Source organism: Ensifer sp. LC11 (assembly GCF_001695835.1).
Lineage (GTDB): Bacteria > Pseudomonadota > Alphaproteobacteria > Rhizobiales > Rhizobiaceae > Ensifer.
In genome coordinates, this window is sequence record NZ_MBSO01000016.1 from 1 (window position 1) to 16202 (window position 16202).

Sequence of the window (16202 nt, forward strand, 5' to 3'; positions counted from 1 at the left end):
GCGGCTGAAGCCCTGAAGGAAAAAAGGGCCTGGTTCCTGTTCCTGCCGCCCTATTCACCCGATCTCAATCCCATCGAGATGGCTTTCTCAAAAATCAAAGCGCACCTGCGAGCCGCTGCCGCCAGAACCTTCGACACGCTCTCAAACGCCCTTGGTTCCATCTGCAACCTCTTCAACAGAACCGAGTGCTGGAACTATCTCAAGGCGGCAGGGTATGCGTCTGATTAAACGTACGATGCTTTAGCTTGGTTCGCCCAATGCGCGGCTATCCCGCACAACCAGGCAAGGGCCGACGTCTGGGGCTGATCAGATCTCAGGCATCGAAAAACGCGCCGCACACGGCGTCAATCGGGATGCCTCAAGCCCTCCAATTGCCCCTTACAATCCTCCCCCTGCGAAGGACCACTCCCGATATTTGCATAAAACAACTATGACGCGCGTTCCAGTAGAAATTTTGAGGGAGAGTTGTAAAAGCTCCCGGGAGCCGGCCGGTGTCATGGCAGGCGTCCTTCTTCGGTCCTCACCTGCCCGTCCGCCTCGTGGCGGGATGATCTCAAAGCCACATTGATCCACTTTGGCCGCGGGCTGCAAACGCCACAGAAAACGACCTCGTGTGGGCCGCCAAGCATTGTTGGGCCCCTACCCTCGTGGAAGAAACCCGTTCTTGCTCAGCACCTGCTGTGCACGCTTCGACATCGAAAAGTCCCATAGGCTGCAGGCATCGGCAGCCGCGTCTTTGCGCAGCGCCAAGCCATAGGCGATATCAGCCGAAAACTCGAAAGGCACCTCCAAAATGCTGAGCGCCGGTTCGCCCCGGTGCAGCCCGGCGTTGGATGCATATCCGACGAACAGATCGGCGGCGCTCCTCCCGGGCGGCGAGCGGCGTCCCCCGACCAATTGCAAAGCCCGCGACTTCAGGACTTCTCCCTTCCCTGGATGCGCTGCCTCGATGCGATCGAACATTTCAAAGGCGTAATCGCCGGATGGATCATCGCCTGGCGTGGAAGTGCCGATCTTGGTTTCGGGATCCGACAGGACGTTGATGAGATTGGCCGGCGTCAGCTCGAGCTGGGCTCGTGCGAGGATGCAGAGCCGGTTTCTTGCAAAGCAGACGACTTGATCCGGAAGGCCGATAGTAACGAGGCGCTGCGGGTGCGCCATGTTGGTAGAAGCGAAAAGGTCGAACGGCTCGCCCGCCTCGATCCGTTCGCGCAAGAGGCCCGCGGGCCCGAGCACAACTGGGATTCCGATTCAAGAGCGGATTGTTGCCGAAAAGGCATCAAACGGAGCAGCGTATGACCACCGAGAAATCCACGGCCACCCGGTCATCGCAATCGCGTGAGCGGGCGTTTCGCCAGCCCTCTTGGCGCGCATGTTCCATCAGCCGGCGATGGTCTATTTTCAGACGGTGGCGGAACTGCTCTCCATTCGCGAATGCGCCCGCAGGCTCAACATCGCGGCGTCGGCCGTATCGCGGCAGATTGGACAGCTCGACGGTGCCTTGGGCATGGAGTTGTTTCAGCGAAGGCCGCCGGCCCAAGTTGACAGCGGCGGGCGAAATCCTCCACCGGCATGTCCGTCGCGTCGCATCACCGCTCGAAGCGGCAGTATCCGAACTCGACATGCTCAGAGGCTTGAAGACAGGTACGGTTCGCTTCGCTACTGTGGAGAGTCTAGGGCTTTCCTTCCTGCCTTCGCTGATCGTGGATTTTCGCGGCGCTACCTCACGCTCCATCTCAATGTCGAGGTCACCTCGTCTTCCGAGGTCGTCCAGCGTCTGCTCGACGAGACCGCCGATGTCGGCTTTGGCTTCCTCACGGCATCCATGCGCGACATCGAAAAGGCCGTGCGTGGTGATGTTCGCATCGACGCCCTGGTGCATCCGCAACATCCGTTGGCGGAAATGAAACACCTGACGATCGCGGACTGCTTCGCCCATCCTGTCGCGATCGGAAAGCGCGACCTGTCGATCCGCGAGGCGATCCAGCCTCTGCTCGAAGCGTCCAGTTCGTTGCCGCCACCGCTCCTGGAAGTCGCGTCCATTCGCATGCTCGTCGGACTGGCGCAACTCGGGCAACATGTCTCGATCATGACGCCAATCGGCGCGCAAAACGAGATTGCCGATTGTGCATTGGTGTTTCGTCCGCTCGAGGATCGTGGGCTGTCAACCAACCGGTTCGGCCTGATGATACGAGCCGGCGCCGGCCTGCAACTGCCTATATGCTCGCGATCCGGTGCGGGAAACACCGGCATGGGACCAGTTCTTAAACGAACGAGTTCCCCCGCTGGAACGGCTCAGCGCGGCGCCTCTGTCATTGCCACAAGTTGGTCCTTCAAGGCCTGGAGCTCCGCTGAACCTGACTTGGAATCGGCGGTCACGTATGAAAGCCAGGCGCCGTCTGCGGCCAATCGCACTATTTGGAGGCTTGGGTGGCCGTCCGTCACATCGTGACGTCGCAGGCGTTCGTTGAACCAGTCGATCCACCGATGACGCAAGTCGTGATCGCTGATGACGGCCATGAACAACGTCGACCATGGGGTCTCAAAACCGAACGCCTTTCCGACAAAGACAGACTTGACGTAAGCGCGTGTGAAGCTGCCGTATGGCGCGGGATCTTCAGCCATCGATGAATCTATTTCTGCATCGAGCTTATCGAGCAGAGCGTCTACCATACCCTCGAGAAGAACCTGTTTCGACGAGAAGTGGTGAAAGAGACCGCCCTTCGTAACCCCGGCCGCGTCCGCCACGGCCTGCACCGTCACCCCCGCGATTCCGTGGTCGGCGGCTATCTTGGCAGCGCATTCCAGTAGTGCGCGCTGAACCTGCTCCGGTTGTTTCTTGCGATTGTAACCCATGTGTTCAATGCACCGCGGTCTGCGAGAACAGGTTGATCACGAAAACGCCCGACACGATCAGCCCAATGCCGACGACGGCGGCGAGGTCGATGGCCTGCTTGAAGACGACATAGCCCACCGCCGCGGTCAGAATGATGCCGACACCCCCCCAGATCGCATAGGCGATGCTAAGAGGCATGGCCTTGACCGCATGCGTAAGCGAATAGAAGGATCCCGCATAGAGAACGACCATCGCGAGCGTCGGCCACGCGCGTGTGAATTGCATTGATTTCTGCAGGAACATCGTCCCGGCGACTTCCAGGGCGATCGCCAGCCCCAAGGCGAAATAGGCTGTTACAGCGGAATTCATGACGTGCCCCTTTGATCTATAGAGAAAACATACCGCGCGGTTGGTTTCTTTGCAAGCGGATTTGTCTGGCGTCAGAGCCGATCTGGGATGGGCAGCACGGCACCAGGGCAAGGCGCTGAACCGCGCGACGGGCTCCTCAAGGCCACAAACGTCGTCGGGGCATGCGAAAACCGAGCCTCCGGCGTCGCATGTGATTGCGGCTTCCTCGGGCGTATTCCATCCGTCGTCACAAAAAGCCTCCTCAACCTGGGGCCGCCGAAACAAAGGCTGGTCGCATGTTTGGCAGGCACCACGAGCGACGGCCGCAATGAACCGGAAGGATCGGATCGATTGGCTGAACCGCGCGACGATGACGCCGTTGGAAACCGCTCCATCTCAGTCGGGACCAGGTCCACTTTCGTTCCGGCTATCGTTCTCCCTCCGCAAGCCAGCGGATAAGCGCAGCGGCAATTGGGGCGCCTGTGCGCGATTGGTAGTAGCTGTAGGCCGGACAAGGGTTCGCCTCGAAGCAGACGGCCTCGCCTTCCGGTGTAAGCCTGAGATCGATACCGGTAAATGGGAGGTCAAGTGCTGCGGAGAGCGCGACACAGGCCTTTTGCAGTCGGGGCTCCAGCTCAATCGAGGTCAGCTTCGCGTCGGTGCCCGACTGTCGCCCGGAATAGCGATAGTCAGTGGCCTCGCTTTCGATCCGCGTGGCAAAGACACGGCTGCCGACGACATGGACACGGACGTCGGTGCCGCGCACCTTGCGCTGGAACTGCGTCGGGCACCACCGGATACGCGAAAGCCGTGTTCGATCCGCCACCCGGAAGGTCTCGACAATGGAGCGCGTGCCGCTGACCGACTTGTAAACGACGTCGTCCCCCTCGGCTGCGCATCGATCGACGAAGTCGACCACGGCGTCGGGATCGTTGGTCACAAGCGTTTCGGGAATACCGAAGCCGCAGCGGTGGATAATACCGGCCTGATAGGTCTTCGACATGTTCGACAACATCGCGCGCGGACGGCTGGCGATGCGGATCGACGCGGTGTTGAGCCAGTCGTACAGCAGCGAATGAAAACGAGCTGCCCTCAGTCTTTCGGGCGTGCTCGGGGGCAGGACCGCGACATCAGGCAGGTACCGTTCGTCCATCAGCCGCACATAAACGCCGTCGATCGCCTGTAAGTCGATCACCTCAGCCGCCGTCGACAACGTGCCCTGCCAGCCGGCAACGGCATCCAGCTTGAGCTGCAGCCGGGCAGAAAGATGGTCGCGCTGATCGAAGACGATGTAGGCGGCACCACTCTCCTCCGCCGCTGCAATGGCGAGCGCGACGGGCGGCTCGTGAGGTATCCCGGCGATCAAGATCATGCCGACAATACCTCAGCCATGGCCCGGACAAGCGCGCGGCCACCAAGCGAGTAGTGCGGGAGGGCGGAGGCGGAAACGAAGGTGAGCTTTCCGCCCTGTCTGGCGGTTTCCACTTGCAGCAGGCGCGTGCCCCACAGATGGCCGAACTGCAGCAGCGCGTCGCGATCGCCGGCCGGCAGAATGGGGCCGATGACTTTGCCGTCAAGGACGAAATGTACCATTTGCGCGGGAGTCCGAGCGGGCAGAAACGGAGCATCCGCGTCGACACTCGCAACGGCGCAGTTTAGGCCGGCAAGCGTGGCAAGATGCAGAGCGGCGACTTCGCTGTGCCATGCGCCGGCGAGCGACTCCGGCGCCGGCGGGTTGAGCATCGGACAGGCAAGAGAGCCTAGCCAACCGAGCAGGAAGGCATGAAGCTCGGCTTCCGCATAGGCGCGATCGACGGGGGCAGCAAATTCCAGATGGGCCGTCGGCATTGTCGTCATTCGGTTGACGAGGCCGGCGACCTCGCCTGCAAGAAGCACACCGCCGTCGGCGAACTCGAAGCGGAAGCCGCCGCTGGTCGAAGGCAAGCGATGCGTGATCGAGCGCGCGCAGATGAGGCGTGTAGGCGTCAACACCTCCACCGGCATGTCCACGAGCGACACGAGGGCGGTGCGCAGCCAAAGCGCCTCGCGGTCATCAGGGTTCGCGAGGACCAGTAACACAGAAAGGTGCTCCTTTTGGCCGGCTCGAGTTCAAAAGCCCTCGGTGTCCTTCTGATCCTTTAACCGTTTGGCCTGCTCGTCGCCGCTCGCGAGACCGCTGGCATCACCGCCGAGCGCGGATGCCGAAAGGTCGGGTCTGAGCTCTGCGCCGATGAAATGGATGAGCTCCTGGACGGCGCTTTCGAGCGCTGCGATGCGGCCTTGGAGGTCACCTTCCTCGCCAGCAAAGCCGGTCGGCTGCGTCAGCCGTTCGCGAATACCGCCCCGCCCCTCGAAGATGTCTTTGTCCTTTTCTTTTCCCTCCTTGAATTCCTTGAACTCTTTGCCCTCCTTGAACTCCTTCCGCTCCTTGCGGACGTCCTTGAGTTCCTTGACGGTTTCCTTGGCTTCCTTGCCTTCCTTGACGAACTCCTTGCCCTCCTTGCGAGTGTCCTTCAACTCTTTGACGGATTCTTTGACTTCCTTGGCCTCCTTGACGAGTTCCTTGCTCAGTTCCTTGCTCTTGCCGAAGGCACAGACGGAGAGCTGGCGCAAGTTGGGCCGAGACCCGATGCGCTGGGAGGCAGGGCGGCCAGGCTCGTCCTGTTGGGCCGAGCCGGTGGCGCGCAGGCAATTGCGGAATTCGGCAGGCGTCAGCGGCGAACGGCCCCTTGCCCGCGCCATGCCCTGGAGCGAGGCCGCGACCCCAACGATGATCGGAGAGGCGCTCGATGTGCCGGAAAACATATCCGTGTACCAAATATCCTCGTTGGTACCGCCTTGAAGATCTCCGTAGCCCGCCGTGGTCACCTCGCGCCCCCAGCCCTGCGTATCGAAGAGAGCCCCAAAGTTCGAGAAGTCGAGACGGGACCGGTCTGCTCCATGGTTGCGGCCATGCGTACCGGGAGGTGGAGCACCGGCGCCGACGACGATCGCACCCGAGTCCCGGTTCGACCGGCGGAAGGGATTGGTCCAGCCCGCCGGGAACCCGGGTGCCGGGCTTTGGTAGATTGCGTCATCAAGGTTTTCCGCGCCGTTGCCGCCCGCTTCCACCACGATGATGCCGCGGTTGACGGCATTGCGGATCGCCGCGAAGTCGTCGGGCCACCATTCTATGGCAATATAGCCCCGTTGGTCATTACGGCTGGCAAAGCCGAACCGCGGTCCCGGGCGGTGTAGCTCGATGAGGATAACGTCGCCGGCGCCCAGCCGCGCGGCCGCGGCATTGATCGCTCCGGCCGAACCCATGCCACCAAAGATGGAGATCGCGCTGACAATGGCGTCGGAAGCAATCCCGTCGATGCCGAAGGAGTTGAGGTCGCCGCTAAACTCGCCGATGACGGCCGTGCCATGATTGCGCCAACCTATGTCCGCGGACATGGTGCCGCCCACGACACCACCCTGGTTGCCGGTCAGATCTTCGTGGGTGAAACGCCAGGCGCCCTCAATGTCGATGATGCGAATGCCGTTGCCTCGACCACCAGCCTGCGCCCATGCCCAGCGCGCCTCCACGCCTGCGGGGGCGGTTTCGAGATATCCTTGTCGAGCGGTGAAGTCGGGAGTGGATGGCGGCGCCTCCTCGCCCGAAGGTGCCATGTCGTTCAGAAGAGCGGCGGGCTCCGCGCCCGGCTTGACATAGGCCCCAGCCACGAGATCGTGCTTCGACAAGTCGGACTTCAGCGCCTCTATCTTCTCGGGCGGAGCCTCAACCGAATAGAAATTCATAAGGTCGGCGGGCTCCGCGGTGGCGGCAATACCGGCAGACTGATAGCTAAAGGCGGCGACACGCTCCTCTGTCGCGCCGAAGAGCGGACGCATGGTGGCATTGTTGTCGCTGAGAAGGCTCCTGAGTGTGTCGGTGGGCGCCCCCGAAAGAGCCTCAAAGCGGCCAGCAGAGGCTCGCATGCTCGCTTCGGGCTGCATGATGACAACAAGCTCGGGCGGCGAAGGTGGGGGAGCTGGCTTATCTCCGTCGCCATTTCCATTGCGACTGCTGGGTCTGGAAGGCCGCTTTGCCATTGTTCATCTCCTCATGAAGGAGGAGCGCCGGCTGCCGCTCCCCTATGGCAACTCGTCGGATGGCTTGATGTAAGACGCCTCCACTCCCTCAAGCGGCGCAAGCCGATTCCTGAGATCCTCAATTCTTTCGGGCCTTACGCCATCCACGCGGAAATAGAGTCGCGCTTCACCGGCGTCCTGCGCCGGCGCGACAAGTCTGGCATCGAAATCGTGCAAAATCCCAGCGATTACTTTTGGCTGGCTTCCACCAGAAGTTACCATCGCGTCCGCCGCCTCGCGATTCAATTTTATTATCAGATCAGCCATGCTGTATTCCTCCTGCTGATCGTTAAGAGCTGTGTATGTGGCCTCATTTCTGCATTTCGCGAATGCACGATTCATACACCATTCCGGGTCAAATCGGAGCCTTCTGTTGAGCCGAAAACGCTTTAACGCCTGCGCGCAGCGTTTCGCGGTCACCGTGTTCGACACCGGGCATTCAGCTCCTTTGGACCTGGCGTGCGCCGTCAGCGCATGGCCGTCTTCCCTGGTTTTGAGCGCTGTGACTTCTCCGGCCCCTGCCCTGTTGCGACGCTGGAGTTCATCCACAAGCGATTTCCAGGCAGTGTTCAGCTTCGCTTTCAACCCATTCCCGTTCGATAGCCGCAACTCAGTCTCTCGACGGCGATGCCCGAATTCACGCTGACGAACACATTGCGCCGAAAGTGTCTTGACATAGACGGAGAGTCGAAATCTTATTGTAAAGCGTTTTAGTAAATCGGTTTACAACGGCAAGGATGGAGCCAAGGTGACCACACGACGCGTGACAGGTCTTAAGGATGTAGCCCGAGCCGCCGGCGTTTCCGTGACGACGGTTTCGCGCCTGCTGAACGGCTCGCTCGACCTTCCCTTCGAGACGAAGAAGCGGATCTCGGACGCCATCCACGACCTCAACTATCAACCCAACCCGCACGCCCGCCGCCTCAGCCGTGGCCGTTCCGATACGATCGGTCTTGTCGTTCCGGATATTGCCAACCCCTTTTTCGCGACGCTCGTGGCCGCGGTCGAAGAAGAAGCGGATAGCCGCGGTCTTGCCGTTTCTCTCTACGCGACACTGAACCGGGCTGGCCGCGAGGTCGCCTATCTTCAGCTTATTGAGCGCAACCACGTAGATGGCCTGATCTTCGTCACCAACCACCCGGATGACGGGCAACTCGCCACGCTGATAAACCGCACCGGCAAAGTTGTGGTTGCAGACGAAGACGTGCCAGGCGCACGGGCTCCGAAGTTGTTCTGCGACAACGAGCTAGGCGGATATCTGGCGGGCAGGCATCTGGCTGAGTTCGGGCACACAAACGTGCTGTTCGTCGGCGGCCCGGAAGAGATGATCAGTTCACGTCGGCGTCTCAACGGGCTTGAACGGGCCCTGCGGGAGGCTTTTGGCGAAAGGTCCCGACTGGCGAAATACGCAGGCGATTATACCGTCGGTTTCGGTCGGCAGGCGGCCAAGCGCTTCATCGAAGAAAATCGTCCCGCGACTGCGATCTTCGCGAGCTCGGACGAAATTGCCATCGGCATGATCGAGGTCTTCCGTGACCAAGGCGTATCGATCCCGGACGACGTCTCGGTCGTCGGCTTCGACGATGTCGGACCGCTCCATCTTTTCGGTCCGCCGATGACTGCCATTCGCCAGCCGGTCCGCGCGATCGGCGAACGCGCCCTTTCTTTGCTTCTCGAAACAAACTGGCAGGACAAGCAGCTTGCCACCGAAGAGCTGCTGCCAGTCGAAATCGTCGTGCGGAAATCCGTTGCTCCGCCTGCGAAACGATAAATCACGCAATGGAGAACCAACAGAGGATAGGAACATGAACTGGACTTTGAAACGCAGGACTTTGATTGCCACACTTGGATTTACCGCATTGACCACCCTCGGCGCGGCGCTGTCGCCGGCTCTTGCCGCCGAGAAGACGTTCGCACTCGTACAGATCAATCAGCAGGCGCTTTTCTTCAACCAGATGAACGAAGGCGCGCAGAAAGCGGCCGATGCCGCCGGCGCGAAGCTCGTCATCTTCAACGCCAATAACGATCCGGCCGCGCAGAACAGCGCGATCGAGACCTATATCCAGCAAAAGGTCGATGGCATCGCGGTCGTTGCAATCGACGTCAACGGCATCATGCCTGCGGTCAACCAGGCGGCCGAAGCCGGCATCCCCGTCGTTGCAATCGATGCGATCCTTCCGGAAGGCCCGCAGAAGGCGCAAATCGGCGTCGATAACGCCACTGCGGGTGCCGACATGGGCAAGTTCTTCCTCGACTACATCAAGGCCAACGCATCAGGCAAAGCCAAGATCGGTGTCGTCGGTGCGCTCAACTCCTTCATCCAGAACGTTCGCCAGGAGGGATTTGAAAAGACCATCAAGGACGTCGACGGCATCAGCGCGGCCGGCGTCGTCGATGGACAGAACGTGCAGGACAACGCGCTTGCCGCAGCCGAGAACCTGATTACCGGCAATCCGGACCTGACCGCCATCTATGCGACCGGCGAACCGGCCCTGATGGGCGCCATCGCCGCTGTCGAAAGCCAGAGCAAGCAGGATAGCGTCAAGGTGTTTGGCTGGGACCTGACGGCCCAGGCGATCGCAGGCATTGATGCCGGCTACGTCACCGCCGTGATCCAGCAGGATCCGGCTGCGATGGGCGCGGCTGCCGTCGACGCTTTGAAGAAGGTCTCTGACGGTGGCAGCGTCGAGAAGAGCATCGCCGTGCCGGTAACGATCGTCACCAAGGACAACGTCGAGCCATACCGGGCGATCTTCAAATGATGACGACTGAAAGACAGCATCCTCCCGCTGTCGCTGGTGTCGGGGGGGCTTTGCCCTCCCGCACCGGTGCCAGTCCCCGCGTTTCCCTCAAGGGGATCGTCAAGACGTTTGGTTCGCACCAGGCACTGCGTGGGGTAGACCTGGACATCTATCCTGGTGAATGCCTTGGCCTGGTCGGCGACAACGCCGCCGGCAAATCGACGCTGACCAAGATCATCTCGGGAACCTATATTCCAGATGGCGGAACGATCACCCTGGAAGGTGAAGAGGTCCGCTTCTCGGGGCCCGCGGACGCCCGCAACCGCCAGATCGAAATGGTCTTCCAGGACCTGAGCCTCTGCGATCACATCGATGTGGTGGGCAATCTGTTTCTTGGTCGTGAAATCAGCAGGGGACCATTTCTCGATACGAAAACCATGCTGGCCGAAGCGCGCAAGATGCTCGATGCGCTGGAGATCCGCATTCCGCGGCTCACCGGCAAGGTCGCCCAGCTCTCCGGCGGCCAGCGTCAGGCCATCGCGATTGCCCGCGCCGCTTCGTTCAACCCGAAAGTCCTGATCATGGACGAGCCTACCTCGGCGCTTGCCGTGGCGGAGGTCGAAGCCGTGCTCGCGCTTATCAACCGCGTCAAGGCCAAGGGGGTATCGGTCATCCTGATCACGCATCGCCTCCAGGACCTGTTCCGGGTCTGCGACCGCATTGCCGTCATGTATGAGGGCACCAAGGTCGCCGAGCGCGAAATCGGCAAGACCAACCTGGAAGACCTCGTCAAGCTGATCGTCGGGGAAGGAGCCAAGCAATGACGGCCTATACCGAACGCGCAAAAGGCTCGCCGGCGGCAGACTTCCTGTCGGAAAATGCACAGGTTCTGTCGATCGCCTTCTTCTTCCTGGCCTGTGTCGTCTTCTTCGCGGCCACGACCGACACGTTCATGACGCTCGGCAATATCCTGAACGTCATCCGCCAGGCAGCCCCAATCCTCATCGTCGCGGTTGCCATGACACTTGTGATCATCACCGGCGGCATCGATCTCTCGGTCGGCTCGCAGGTCGCACTGGTCAATGCTGTCGCGGCGATCGTTTTGGCGATGGGCTATCCCTGGCCTGTCGTCGTCGTCGCGATGCTCTTTTTCGGCGCCTTCCTCGGCTTCGTGCAGGGATGGTTCACAGCCTACCAGGGCATTCCGGCGTTCATCGTCACGCTTGCCGGCCTGTCCATCCTGCGCGGGCTCGCGCTCTATCTGACGCAGGGCTATTCGATCCCGATCAAGGACGCCCCGGGATTTTTTGCGCTTGGCCGCGGTGAATTGTTCGGTGTTCCCATGCCGGCCCTGATCGCTGTTGCGGTCGCGGTGCTCGGCTATGTCGTCATATCCTCGACCAAGTACGGCCGCCAGGTCGTCGCCGTCGGCTCCAACATGGAAGCCGCCCGCCGCGTTGGCATGCCGGCAAGATGGGTGATCGCTTCGGTCTACATGATCGCAGGCGTGGCCTGCGCGCTCGCCGGCCTGCTGATCGCCGCGCGTCTCGGTTCCGGTTCGTCGAATGCGGCAGTCGGCTTCGAGCTACAGGTCATCGCCGCGGTGGTGCTTGGCGGAACGTCGCTGATGGGCGGCCGCGGCACGATCCTCGGCACCGTGCTTGGCACCATGACGATCGCGGTGATCGGCAACGGCCTGATCCTGATGCATATCTCGCCGTTCTTCACGCAGATCGTTACCGGCGCGATCATTCTCGTCGCGATCTGGCTCAACACCCGGATCTTCACCGCCAACTTTCGCCTCGGCGGCAAGAAGAGATAGCCGTCATGACCCAGGAACTGTCTGAAGCGCACGTGCGATCCGGCAAGGTGATGACGGTCAACGGGGCGATCGACGCGGATCTGCTTGGCATCACGCTGATGCACGAGCACATCCTCAACGATTGCCGCTGCTGGTGGAACGCGCCGCAAACCAAGGAGCGTCAGTATCTCGCCGAAGGTTTTGTCTGCATGGAAATCCTCGGCGAGCTCCGCCAGGATCCCTTCGTCAACGAGCACAACATCACGCTGGACGACGAACCGCTGGCAATTGCCGAGTTGAAAGCCTTCGTCGCCGAAGGGGGACGCACGGTCGTCGAGCCCACCTGCAAGGGTATCGGGAGAAATCCGCTCGCGCTGCGACGGATTTCCGGGGCGACCGGCCTCAACATCGTGATGGGTGCGGGATACTACCTCGCCTCCTCCCACCCGGCCGAGGTCGCAGGGATGAGCGTCGACCAGATTGCCGACGGCATCGTCCGCGAGGCTGTTGAAGGTGCCGACGGCACGGACGTGAAAATCGGCCTGATCGGGGAGATCGGCGTCTCCTCGGATTTCACTGCGGCGGAGGAAAAGTCGCTGCGTGGGGCCGCACGGGCGCAGGTTCGGACCGGCTTGCCGCTTATGGTGCATCTGCCCGGTTGGTTCCGGCTCGGCCACCGTGTGCTCGACGTCGTCGCCGAGGAGGGCGCGGATCTCCGCCACACCGTGCTTTGCCACATGAACCCGTCGCACGACGACTTCGCCTACCAAAGCGAACTCGCCGCACGCGGGGCGTTCATCGAGTACGACATGATCGGCATGGACTTCTTCTACGCCGATCAACAGGTGCAATGCCCGAGCGACGAAGAGGCTGCGCGGGCGATCGCACGGCTGGTGGACGCCGGTCACATCGACCGCATCCTGCTTTCGCACGACGTGTTCCTGAAGATGATGCTCAGCCACTATGGAGGCAACGGCTATGCCTATGTCCTGCGCCATTTCCTGCCGCGCCTCAAACGACACGGACTGAACGACGCTGCGCTCGACCGCATGATGCGGGGCAATCCCCGCTCGGTATTCCAAACCGGGGCCTGACATCCGGCTCTCAACGCAATTTTAGACCTACGGATAGACCATGACCAAGAAAGTACTCCTCGTCGGCGAGAGCTGGGTAAGCTCCGCCACCCACTACAAGGGTTTCGACCAGTTCGGCAGCGTGACCTTCCACCTCGGCGCGGAACCGCTCGTCAAGGTGCTGAAGGACAGCGAGTTCGAGCTGACCTACGTGACAGCGCACGATGCCGTGGACCAGTTCCCCTACGAGATGGCGGGCCTCGACCAATACGACGCGATCATCCTTTCGGATATCGGCGCCAACTCGCTGTTGCTGCCGCCGGCAGTCTGGCTGCACTCGCGCACCGTTCCGAACCGTCTGAAGCTGATCAAGGCCTGGGTGGAAAAGGGCGGTGCACTGCTGATGGTCGGCGGCTACTTCTCCTTCCAGGGCATCGACGGCAAGGCACGCTGGCGCCGCACGGCGGTCGAAGACACGCTTCCGGTCACCTGCCTGCCCTATGACGACCGCGTCGAAATCCCGGAGGGTGCGGTTGCCGACGTCGTCAAGCCCGACCATCCGACCATGGCGGGCCTTTCCGGCAATTGGCCGCTGCTTCTCGGCGTCAACGAAGTGGAGGTTCGCCCAGGGGCCGAGGTCGTCGCCAGGCTTCCGGCAGACCAGGGCGGACACCCGCTGCTCGTCCTCGGCAGCTTTGGAAAGGGCCGCACCGCCGCCTGGACGTCCGATATCGGGCCCCACTGGCTGTCGCCGGCATTCTGCGAATGGGAGGGCTACGGCCGCCTTTGGAAGAACATCCTCGGCTGGATGACGGAGGCCAAGCACTGACGACGAGAAAGAGCGCGCTGTGCCGAAAGCTCAGCGAGCTGCCAGAATGGTTGTCAGCTGCGCGTTCGACGGGAACGCCGAACGGGTGCCCGGGCGGCTGACGGTGATGGCGGCGGCCCGCGTTGCATGTTCGATTGCGGTGCGATCGAGACGGCTGCCTCGAAGAGCAGCGGATGCCAGCGCCACCGCCATGAACGTGTCGCCCGCCCCCGTCGTATCGACAACGTCGCATTCGACGGCCGCAACACGGACACTGCCCTCGGCGGTGACGAGCATGGCTCCGTCGCCGCCGAAGGTCAGAACGACTTCGCGAACGCCGGCCGCAAGCAGCTTGCGGGCAGCCTCATCGCCGCTTGTGCCGGTCAATGCCTGCGCCTCGCCTTCATTGAGGAAGGCGATGTCGGTCAAGGGCCACAGGTTACCGAAATAGGGACGCAAGGGAGACGGATTGAAAGCGGTGATCATGCGGCGGGCACGGGCGGCCTCAAGGACGCCCCGTGTCGTCTCGTCCGACAGGTTTCCCTGGAGCACGGCAAGGTCACCGGGAGCCGCGTTGGCCAAGGGCGCGATGGCATCGGCAAGCGTGAGGTTCTGGGCGGAATCGGTGGTCGTGATGTTGACGTTTTCGCCATCCGGCGTGGTCAGCACGATCGAGAAGTCGGTGGACTTCCCGAGGATCGGCACGAGCCGGCTGACAAGCGGTTCGCTTGCCAGATGCTGGCGGATCATGTCGGCGCGAAAGCCATCGCCGAAGGCGGCGACGAGGCTCGTCGGCAGGCCCGTGCGGGCCATGACGACCGCCTGGTTCGCGCCCTTGCCACCAAGGTCCCGCGACCGCTGACTGCCGTGAATAGAGGCACCCGCGGCCGGCATTTCCGACACGGCGATGGTCTCGTCCACCGTCACATTACCGATTACGTAAGCGTGCATGAACATACCTTCGAAAGGGACAGAAATGCAGGAAATATCCGACAAGTCATCAAGCGCCATAAGGGAAATATTCGGGACTGACAAGGTTCTGATCGGCATGATCCATTGCCCCGCCTTCCCGGGTGCGCCGCGCTATCGGGGCGCCGATATGTCTGTTATCTACGACGCCTGCATGCGTGATGCCGAAGCGCTGATCGAAGGTGGGCTGCATGGTCTGATGATCGAAAACCATGGCGACGTGCCCTTCTCCAAGCCGGAGGATATCGGCCACGAAACGGCAGCCTTCATGTCGGTCGTCACCGACAGGATCGCGCGGGCCACGGGTGTGCCGCTCGGCATCAACGTGCTTGCCAATGCGCCGATCCCGGCCTTTGCCATTGCCATGGCCGGCGGCGCCAAGTTCATTCGCGTCAACCAGTGGGCCAATGCCTATGTCGCCAATGAAGGCTTCATGGAAGGCCGGGCAGCAGAAGCGATGCGGTATCGCTCCTTGCTGCGCGCCGAGCACATCAAGGTCTTCGCCGACAGCCATGTGAAGCATGGTGCTCACGCAATCGTTGCCGATCGATCGATCCAGGAATTGACACGCGACCTCGCCTTTTTCGACGCCGATGGCGTGATTGCCACGGGCCAGCGCACCGGCAACACCGCGACCATCGAAGAGATCGAGGAGATCGGCTCGGCCACACACCTGCCGCTTCTGGTCGGCTCGGGCGTGACCAAGGACAACATCGTCGAAATCCTCAAGCGTACCAACGGGGTGATCGTGGCCTCGTCGCTGAAGCAAGACGGCGTGTGGTGGAACCCGGTCGATATCGAGCGCGTCAAAGCCTTCCGCGCCGCCGCCGCCCCCGCATTGGAGGCATGACGATGCCGACGGAAACGCTCTCGCAACAGATTCTTCGAGAAAACGCGGCCGTCTTCGCAGCGATGGTGAACCATCGCTTCGTCGAGGACATCGTGCTGGAGCGCCTCTCCCCTGCGGTTTTCGAGCGCTATCTGGTCTATGAGGGCGCCTTCGTCGACACTGCCATCTCGATCTTCGCCTTCGCGACGGCGAAGGCCGAGACCATCGAGCAGAAGCGCTGGCTGATCGCGGTTCTCGATGCGCTCGCCAACCAACAGATCGCCTATTTCGAGAGGGTATTTGCCGAGCGCGGCATCGATGCCAGCGCCTACGATGTCGACCGTCCCGAGGTCGAAGCCTTCCGGACAGGCATGCTGGAGATCGCCCGCGACGGCGGTTTCCTCGATACGGTCGCCGCCATGTTCGCCGCCGAATGGATGTACTGGACCTGGTCGAAAAGAGCCGCGGGCTCAAACATCTCCGACCCGCATCTGAACGAATGGGTCGAAATGCATGCTCATGATGATTTCGCGGCTCAGGCGACCTGGCTCCGGCAACAACTCGACGCCGCCGGTAAAACGCTCGACGCTTCCGAGCGCAACCGCCTCAGTGCCATCTTCGGGCGCGCACAAGAACTCGAGATCGCCTTTCACGATGCAGCCTATCGCTGATCGAGACGAC

General features: G+C 61.6%; 18 protein-coding genes. 9 read left to right on the forward strand and 9 right to left on the reverse strand.

Annotation, left to right across the window (positions count from 1 at the left end):
- Positions 1-228: transposase (locus BBX50_RS13100; protein WP_202619042.1), on the forward strand; the 228-nt coding region annotated here is incomplete at its 5' end.
- 411 nt (positions 229-639) lie between these two features.
- Here BBX50_RS13100 and BBX50_RS13105 read toward each other — a convergent pair.
- The 8 genes from BBX50_RS13105 to BBX50_RS29875 all read right to left on the reverse strand — a co-directional run bounded on the left by BBX50_RS13105 (position 640) and on the right by BBX50_RS29875 (position 7885).
- On the reverse strand, positions 640-1236 hold the full coding sequence (locus tag BBX50_RS13105; RefSeq protein WP_274534007.1) for a substrate-binding domain-containing protein: 597 nt from the start codon (positions 1234-1236) through the stop codon (positions 640-642).
- A gap of 43 nt (positions 1237-1279) precedes the next feature.
- Positions 1280-2080: a hypothetical protein gene (locus tag BBX50_RS30735; protein ID WP_065775771.1), complete on the reverse strand. Its 801-nt coding sequence runs from the start codon at positions 2078-2080 to the stop codon at positions 1280-1282.
- 215 nt (positions 2081-2295) lie between these two features.
- Complete coding sequence (locus tag BBX50_RS30740) at positions 2296-2856, reverse strand: TetR/AcrR family transcriptional regulator (RefSeq protein WP_065775772.1); 561 nt, start codon at positions 2854-2856, stop codon at positions 2296-2298.
- Positions 2857-2860: 4 nt separating this feature from the next.
- Positions 2861-3205 carry a multidrug efflux SMR transporter gene (locus BBX50_RS13120; RefSeq protein ID WP_065775773.1) on the reverse strand — a complete coding sequence of 115 codons (345 nt, stop codon included), beginning with the start codon at positions 3203-3205 and terminating at the stop codon, positions 2861-2863.
- Between the two features lie 406 nt (positions 3206-3611).
- The gene (locus BBX50_RS13125; RefSeq protein ID WP_065775774.1) at positions 3612-4556 is read right to left on the reverse strand and encodes a hypothetical protein; all 945 of its coding nucleotides are present in this window, start codon (positions 4554-4556) and stop codon (positions 3612-3614) included.
- Entirely contained in the window at positions 4553-5263 is a 711-nt protein-coding gene (locus BBX50_RS13130; RefSeq protein ID WP_065775775.1) for a hypothetical protein, read from the reverse strand. The genes BBX50_RS13125 and BBX50_RS13130 overlap by 4 nt, the downstream gene beginning before the upstream one ends.
- A 30-nt stretch (positions 5264-5293) precedes the next feature.
- Complete coding sequence (locus BBX50_RS13135; protein ID WP_065783922.1) at positions 5294-7147, reverse strand: S8 family peptidase; 1854 nt, start codon at positions 7145-7147, stop codon at positions 5294-5296.
- Positions 7148-7303: 156 nt separating this feature from the next.
- The gene (locus BBX50_RS29875) at positions 7304-7885 is read right to left on the reverse strand and encodes a hypothetical protein (protein WP_139108488.1); all 582 of its coding nucleotides are present in this window, start codon (positions 7883-7885) and stop codon (positions 7304-7306) included.
- Between the two features lie 163 nt (positions 7886-8048).
- On the opposite strand from BBX50_RS29875, the gene BBX50_RS13145 reads away from it, so the two are divergent.
- From BBX50_RS13145 to BBX50_RS13170, 6 genes are read left to right on the forward strand one after another with little or no spacing between them, the layout of a single operon-like run.
- Positions 8049-9071 carry a LacI family DNA-binding transcriptional regulator gene (locus BBX50_RS13145; RefSeq protein WP_065775778.1) on the forward strand — a complete coding sequence of 341 codons (1023 nt, stop codon included), beginning with the start codon at positions 8049-8051 and terminating at the stop codon, positions 9069-9071.
- 34 nt (positions 9072-9105) lie between these two features.
- The gene (locus BBX50_RS13150; protein WP_065775779.1) at positions 9106-10062 is read left to right on the forward strand and encodes a substrate-binding domain-containing protein; all 957 of its coding nucleotides are present in this window, start codon (positions 9106-9108) and stop codon (positions 10060-10062) included.
- Positions 10062-10865 carry an ATP-binding cassette domain-containing protein gene (locus BBX50_RS13155; protein ID WP_065775861.1) on the forward strand — a complete coding sequence of 268 codons (804 nt, stop codon included), beginning with the start codon at positions 10062-10064 and terminating at the stop codon, positions 10863-10865. The genes BBX50_RS13150 and BBX50_RS13155 overlap by 1 nt, the downstream gene beginning before the upstream one ends.
- On the forward strand, positions 10862-11863 hold the full coding sequence (locus tag BBX50_RS13160; protein ID WP_065775780.1) for an ABC transporter permease: 1002 nt from the start codon (positions 10862-10864) through the stop codon (positions 11861-11863). Before BBX50_RS13155 ends, BBX50_RS13160 begins: the two co-directional genes overlap by 4 nt.
- A 5-nt stretch (positions 11864-11868) precedes the next feature.
- Positions 11869-12936, forward strand: coding sequence for a phosphotriesterase (locus BBX50_RS13165; RefSeq protein ID WP_065775781.1), 1068 nt, complete (start codon positions 11869-11871; stop codon positions 12934-12936).
- 40 nt (positions 12937-12976) lie between these two features.
- On the forward strand, positions 12977-13744 hold the full coding sequence (locus BBX50_RS13170) for a glutamine amidotransferase (protein ID WP_065775782.1): 768 nt from the start codon (positions 12977-12979) through the stop codon (positions 13742-13744).
- A 30-nt stretch (positions 13745-13774) separates the two neighbouring features.
- On the opposite strand, the gene BBX50_RS13175 is transcribed toward BBX50_RS13170, so the two are convergent.
- Positions 13775-14674 carry a ribokinase gene (locus tag BBX50_RS13175; protein WP_065775862.1) on the reverse strand — a complete coding sequence of 300 codons (900 nt, stop codon included), beginning with the start codon at positions 14672-14674 and terminating at the stop codon, positions 13775-13777.
- A 25-nt stretch (positions 14675-14699) separates the two neighbouring features.
- Here BBX50_RS13175 and BBX50_RS13180 point away from each other — a divergent pair, with 25 nt between their 5' ends.
- Both BBX50_RS13180 and BBX50_RS13185 read left to right on the forward strand, forming a co-directional pair.
- Positions 14700-15542, forward strand: a complete 843-nt coding sequence (locus BBX50_RS13180) for a BtpA/SgcQ family protein (protein WP_065775783.1) — start codon at positions 14700-14702, stop codon at positions 15540-15542.
- A gap of 2 nt (positions 15543-15544) precedes the next feature.
- Positions 15545-16192 (forward strand): TenA family protein, encoded by a 648-nt coding sequence (locus BBX50_RS13185; RefSeq protein ID WP_065775784.1) that lies wholly within the window; start codon positions 15545-15547, stop codon positions 16190-16192.
- The last annotated feature ends 10 nt before the right edge of the window (positions 16193-16202 follow it).

What these genes read in the sequence shown, in the direction of transcription:
- BBX50_RS30735 (WP_065775771.1), bottom strand. Translation starts at nt 2,080, where the DNA reads ATGTTGCCCGAGTTGCGCCAGTCCGACGAGCATGCGAATGGACGCGAC.
- BBX50_RS30740 (WP_065775772.1), bottom strand. Translation starts at nt 2,856, where the DNA reads ATGGGTTACAATCGCAAGAAACAACCGGAGCAGGTTCAGCGCGCACTA.
- BBX50_RS13120 (WP_065775773.1), bottom strand. Translation starts at nt 3,205, where the DNA reads ATGAATTCCGCTGTAACAGCCTATTTCGCCTTGGGGCTGGCGATCGCC.
- BBX50_RS13125 (WP_065775774.1), bottom strand. Translation starts at nt 4,556, where the DNA reads ATGATCTTGATCGCCGGGATACCTCACGAGCCGCCCGTCGCGCTCGCC.
- BBX50_RS13135 (WP_065783922.1), bottom strand. Translation starts at nt 7,147, where the DNA reads ATGCGAGCCTCTGCTGGCCGCTTTGAGGCTCTTTCGGGGGCGCCCACC.
- BBX50_RS13150 (WP_065775779.1), top strand. Translation starts at nt 9,106, where the DNA reads ATGAACTGGACTTTGAAACGCAGGACTTTGATTGCCACACTTGGATTT.
- BBX50_RS13155 (WP_065775861.1), top strand. Translation starts at nt 10,062, where the DNA reads ATGACGACTGAAAGACAGCATCCTCCCGCTGTCGCTGGTGTCGGGGGG.
- BBX50_RS13160 (WP_065775780.1), top strand. Translation starts at nt 10,862, where the DNA reads ATGACGGCCTATACCGAACGCGCAAAAGGCTCGCCGGCGGCAGACTTC.
- BBX50_RS13165 (WP_065775781.1), top strand. Translation starts at nt 11,869, where the DNA reads ATGACCCAGGAACTGTCTGAAGCGCACGTGCGATCCGGCAAGGTGATG.
- BBX50_RS13170 (WP_065775782.1), top strand. Translation starts at nt 12,977, where the DNA reads ATGACCAAGAAAGTACTCCTCGTCGGCGAGAGCTGGGTAAGCTCCGCC.
- BBX50_RS13175 (WP_065775862.1), bottom strand. Translation starts at nt 14,674, where the DNA reads ATGCACGCTTACGTAATCGGTAATGTGACGGTGGACGAGACCATCGCC.
- BBX50_RS13180 (WP_065775783.1), top strand. Translation starts at nt 14,700, where the DNA reads ATGCAGGAAATATCCGACAAGTCATCAAGCGCCATAAGGGAAATATTC.
- BBX50_RS13185 (WP_065775784.1), top strand. Translation starts at nt 15,545, where the DNA reads ATGCCGACGGAAACGCTCTCGCAACAGATTCTTCGAGAAAACGCGGCC.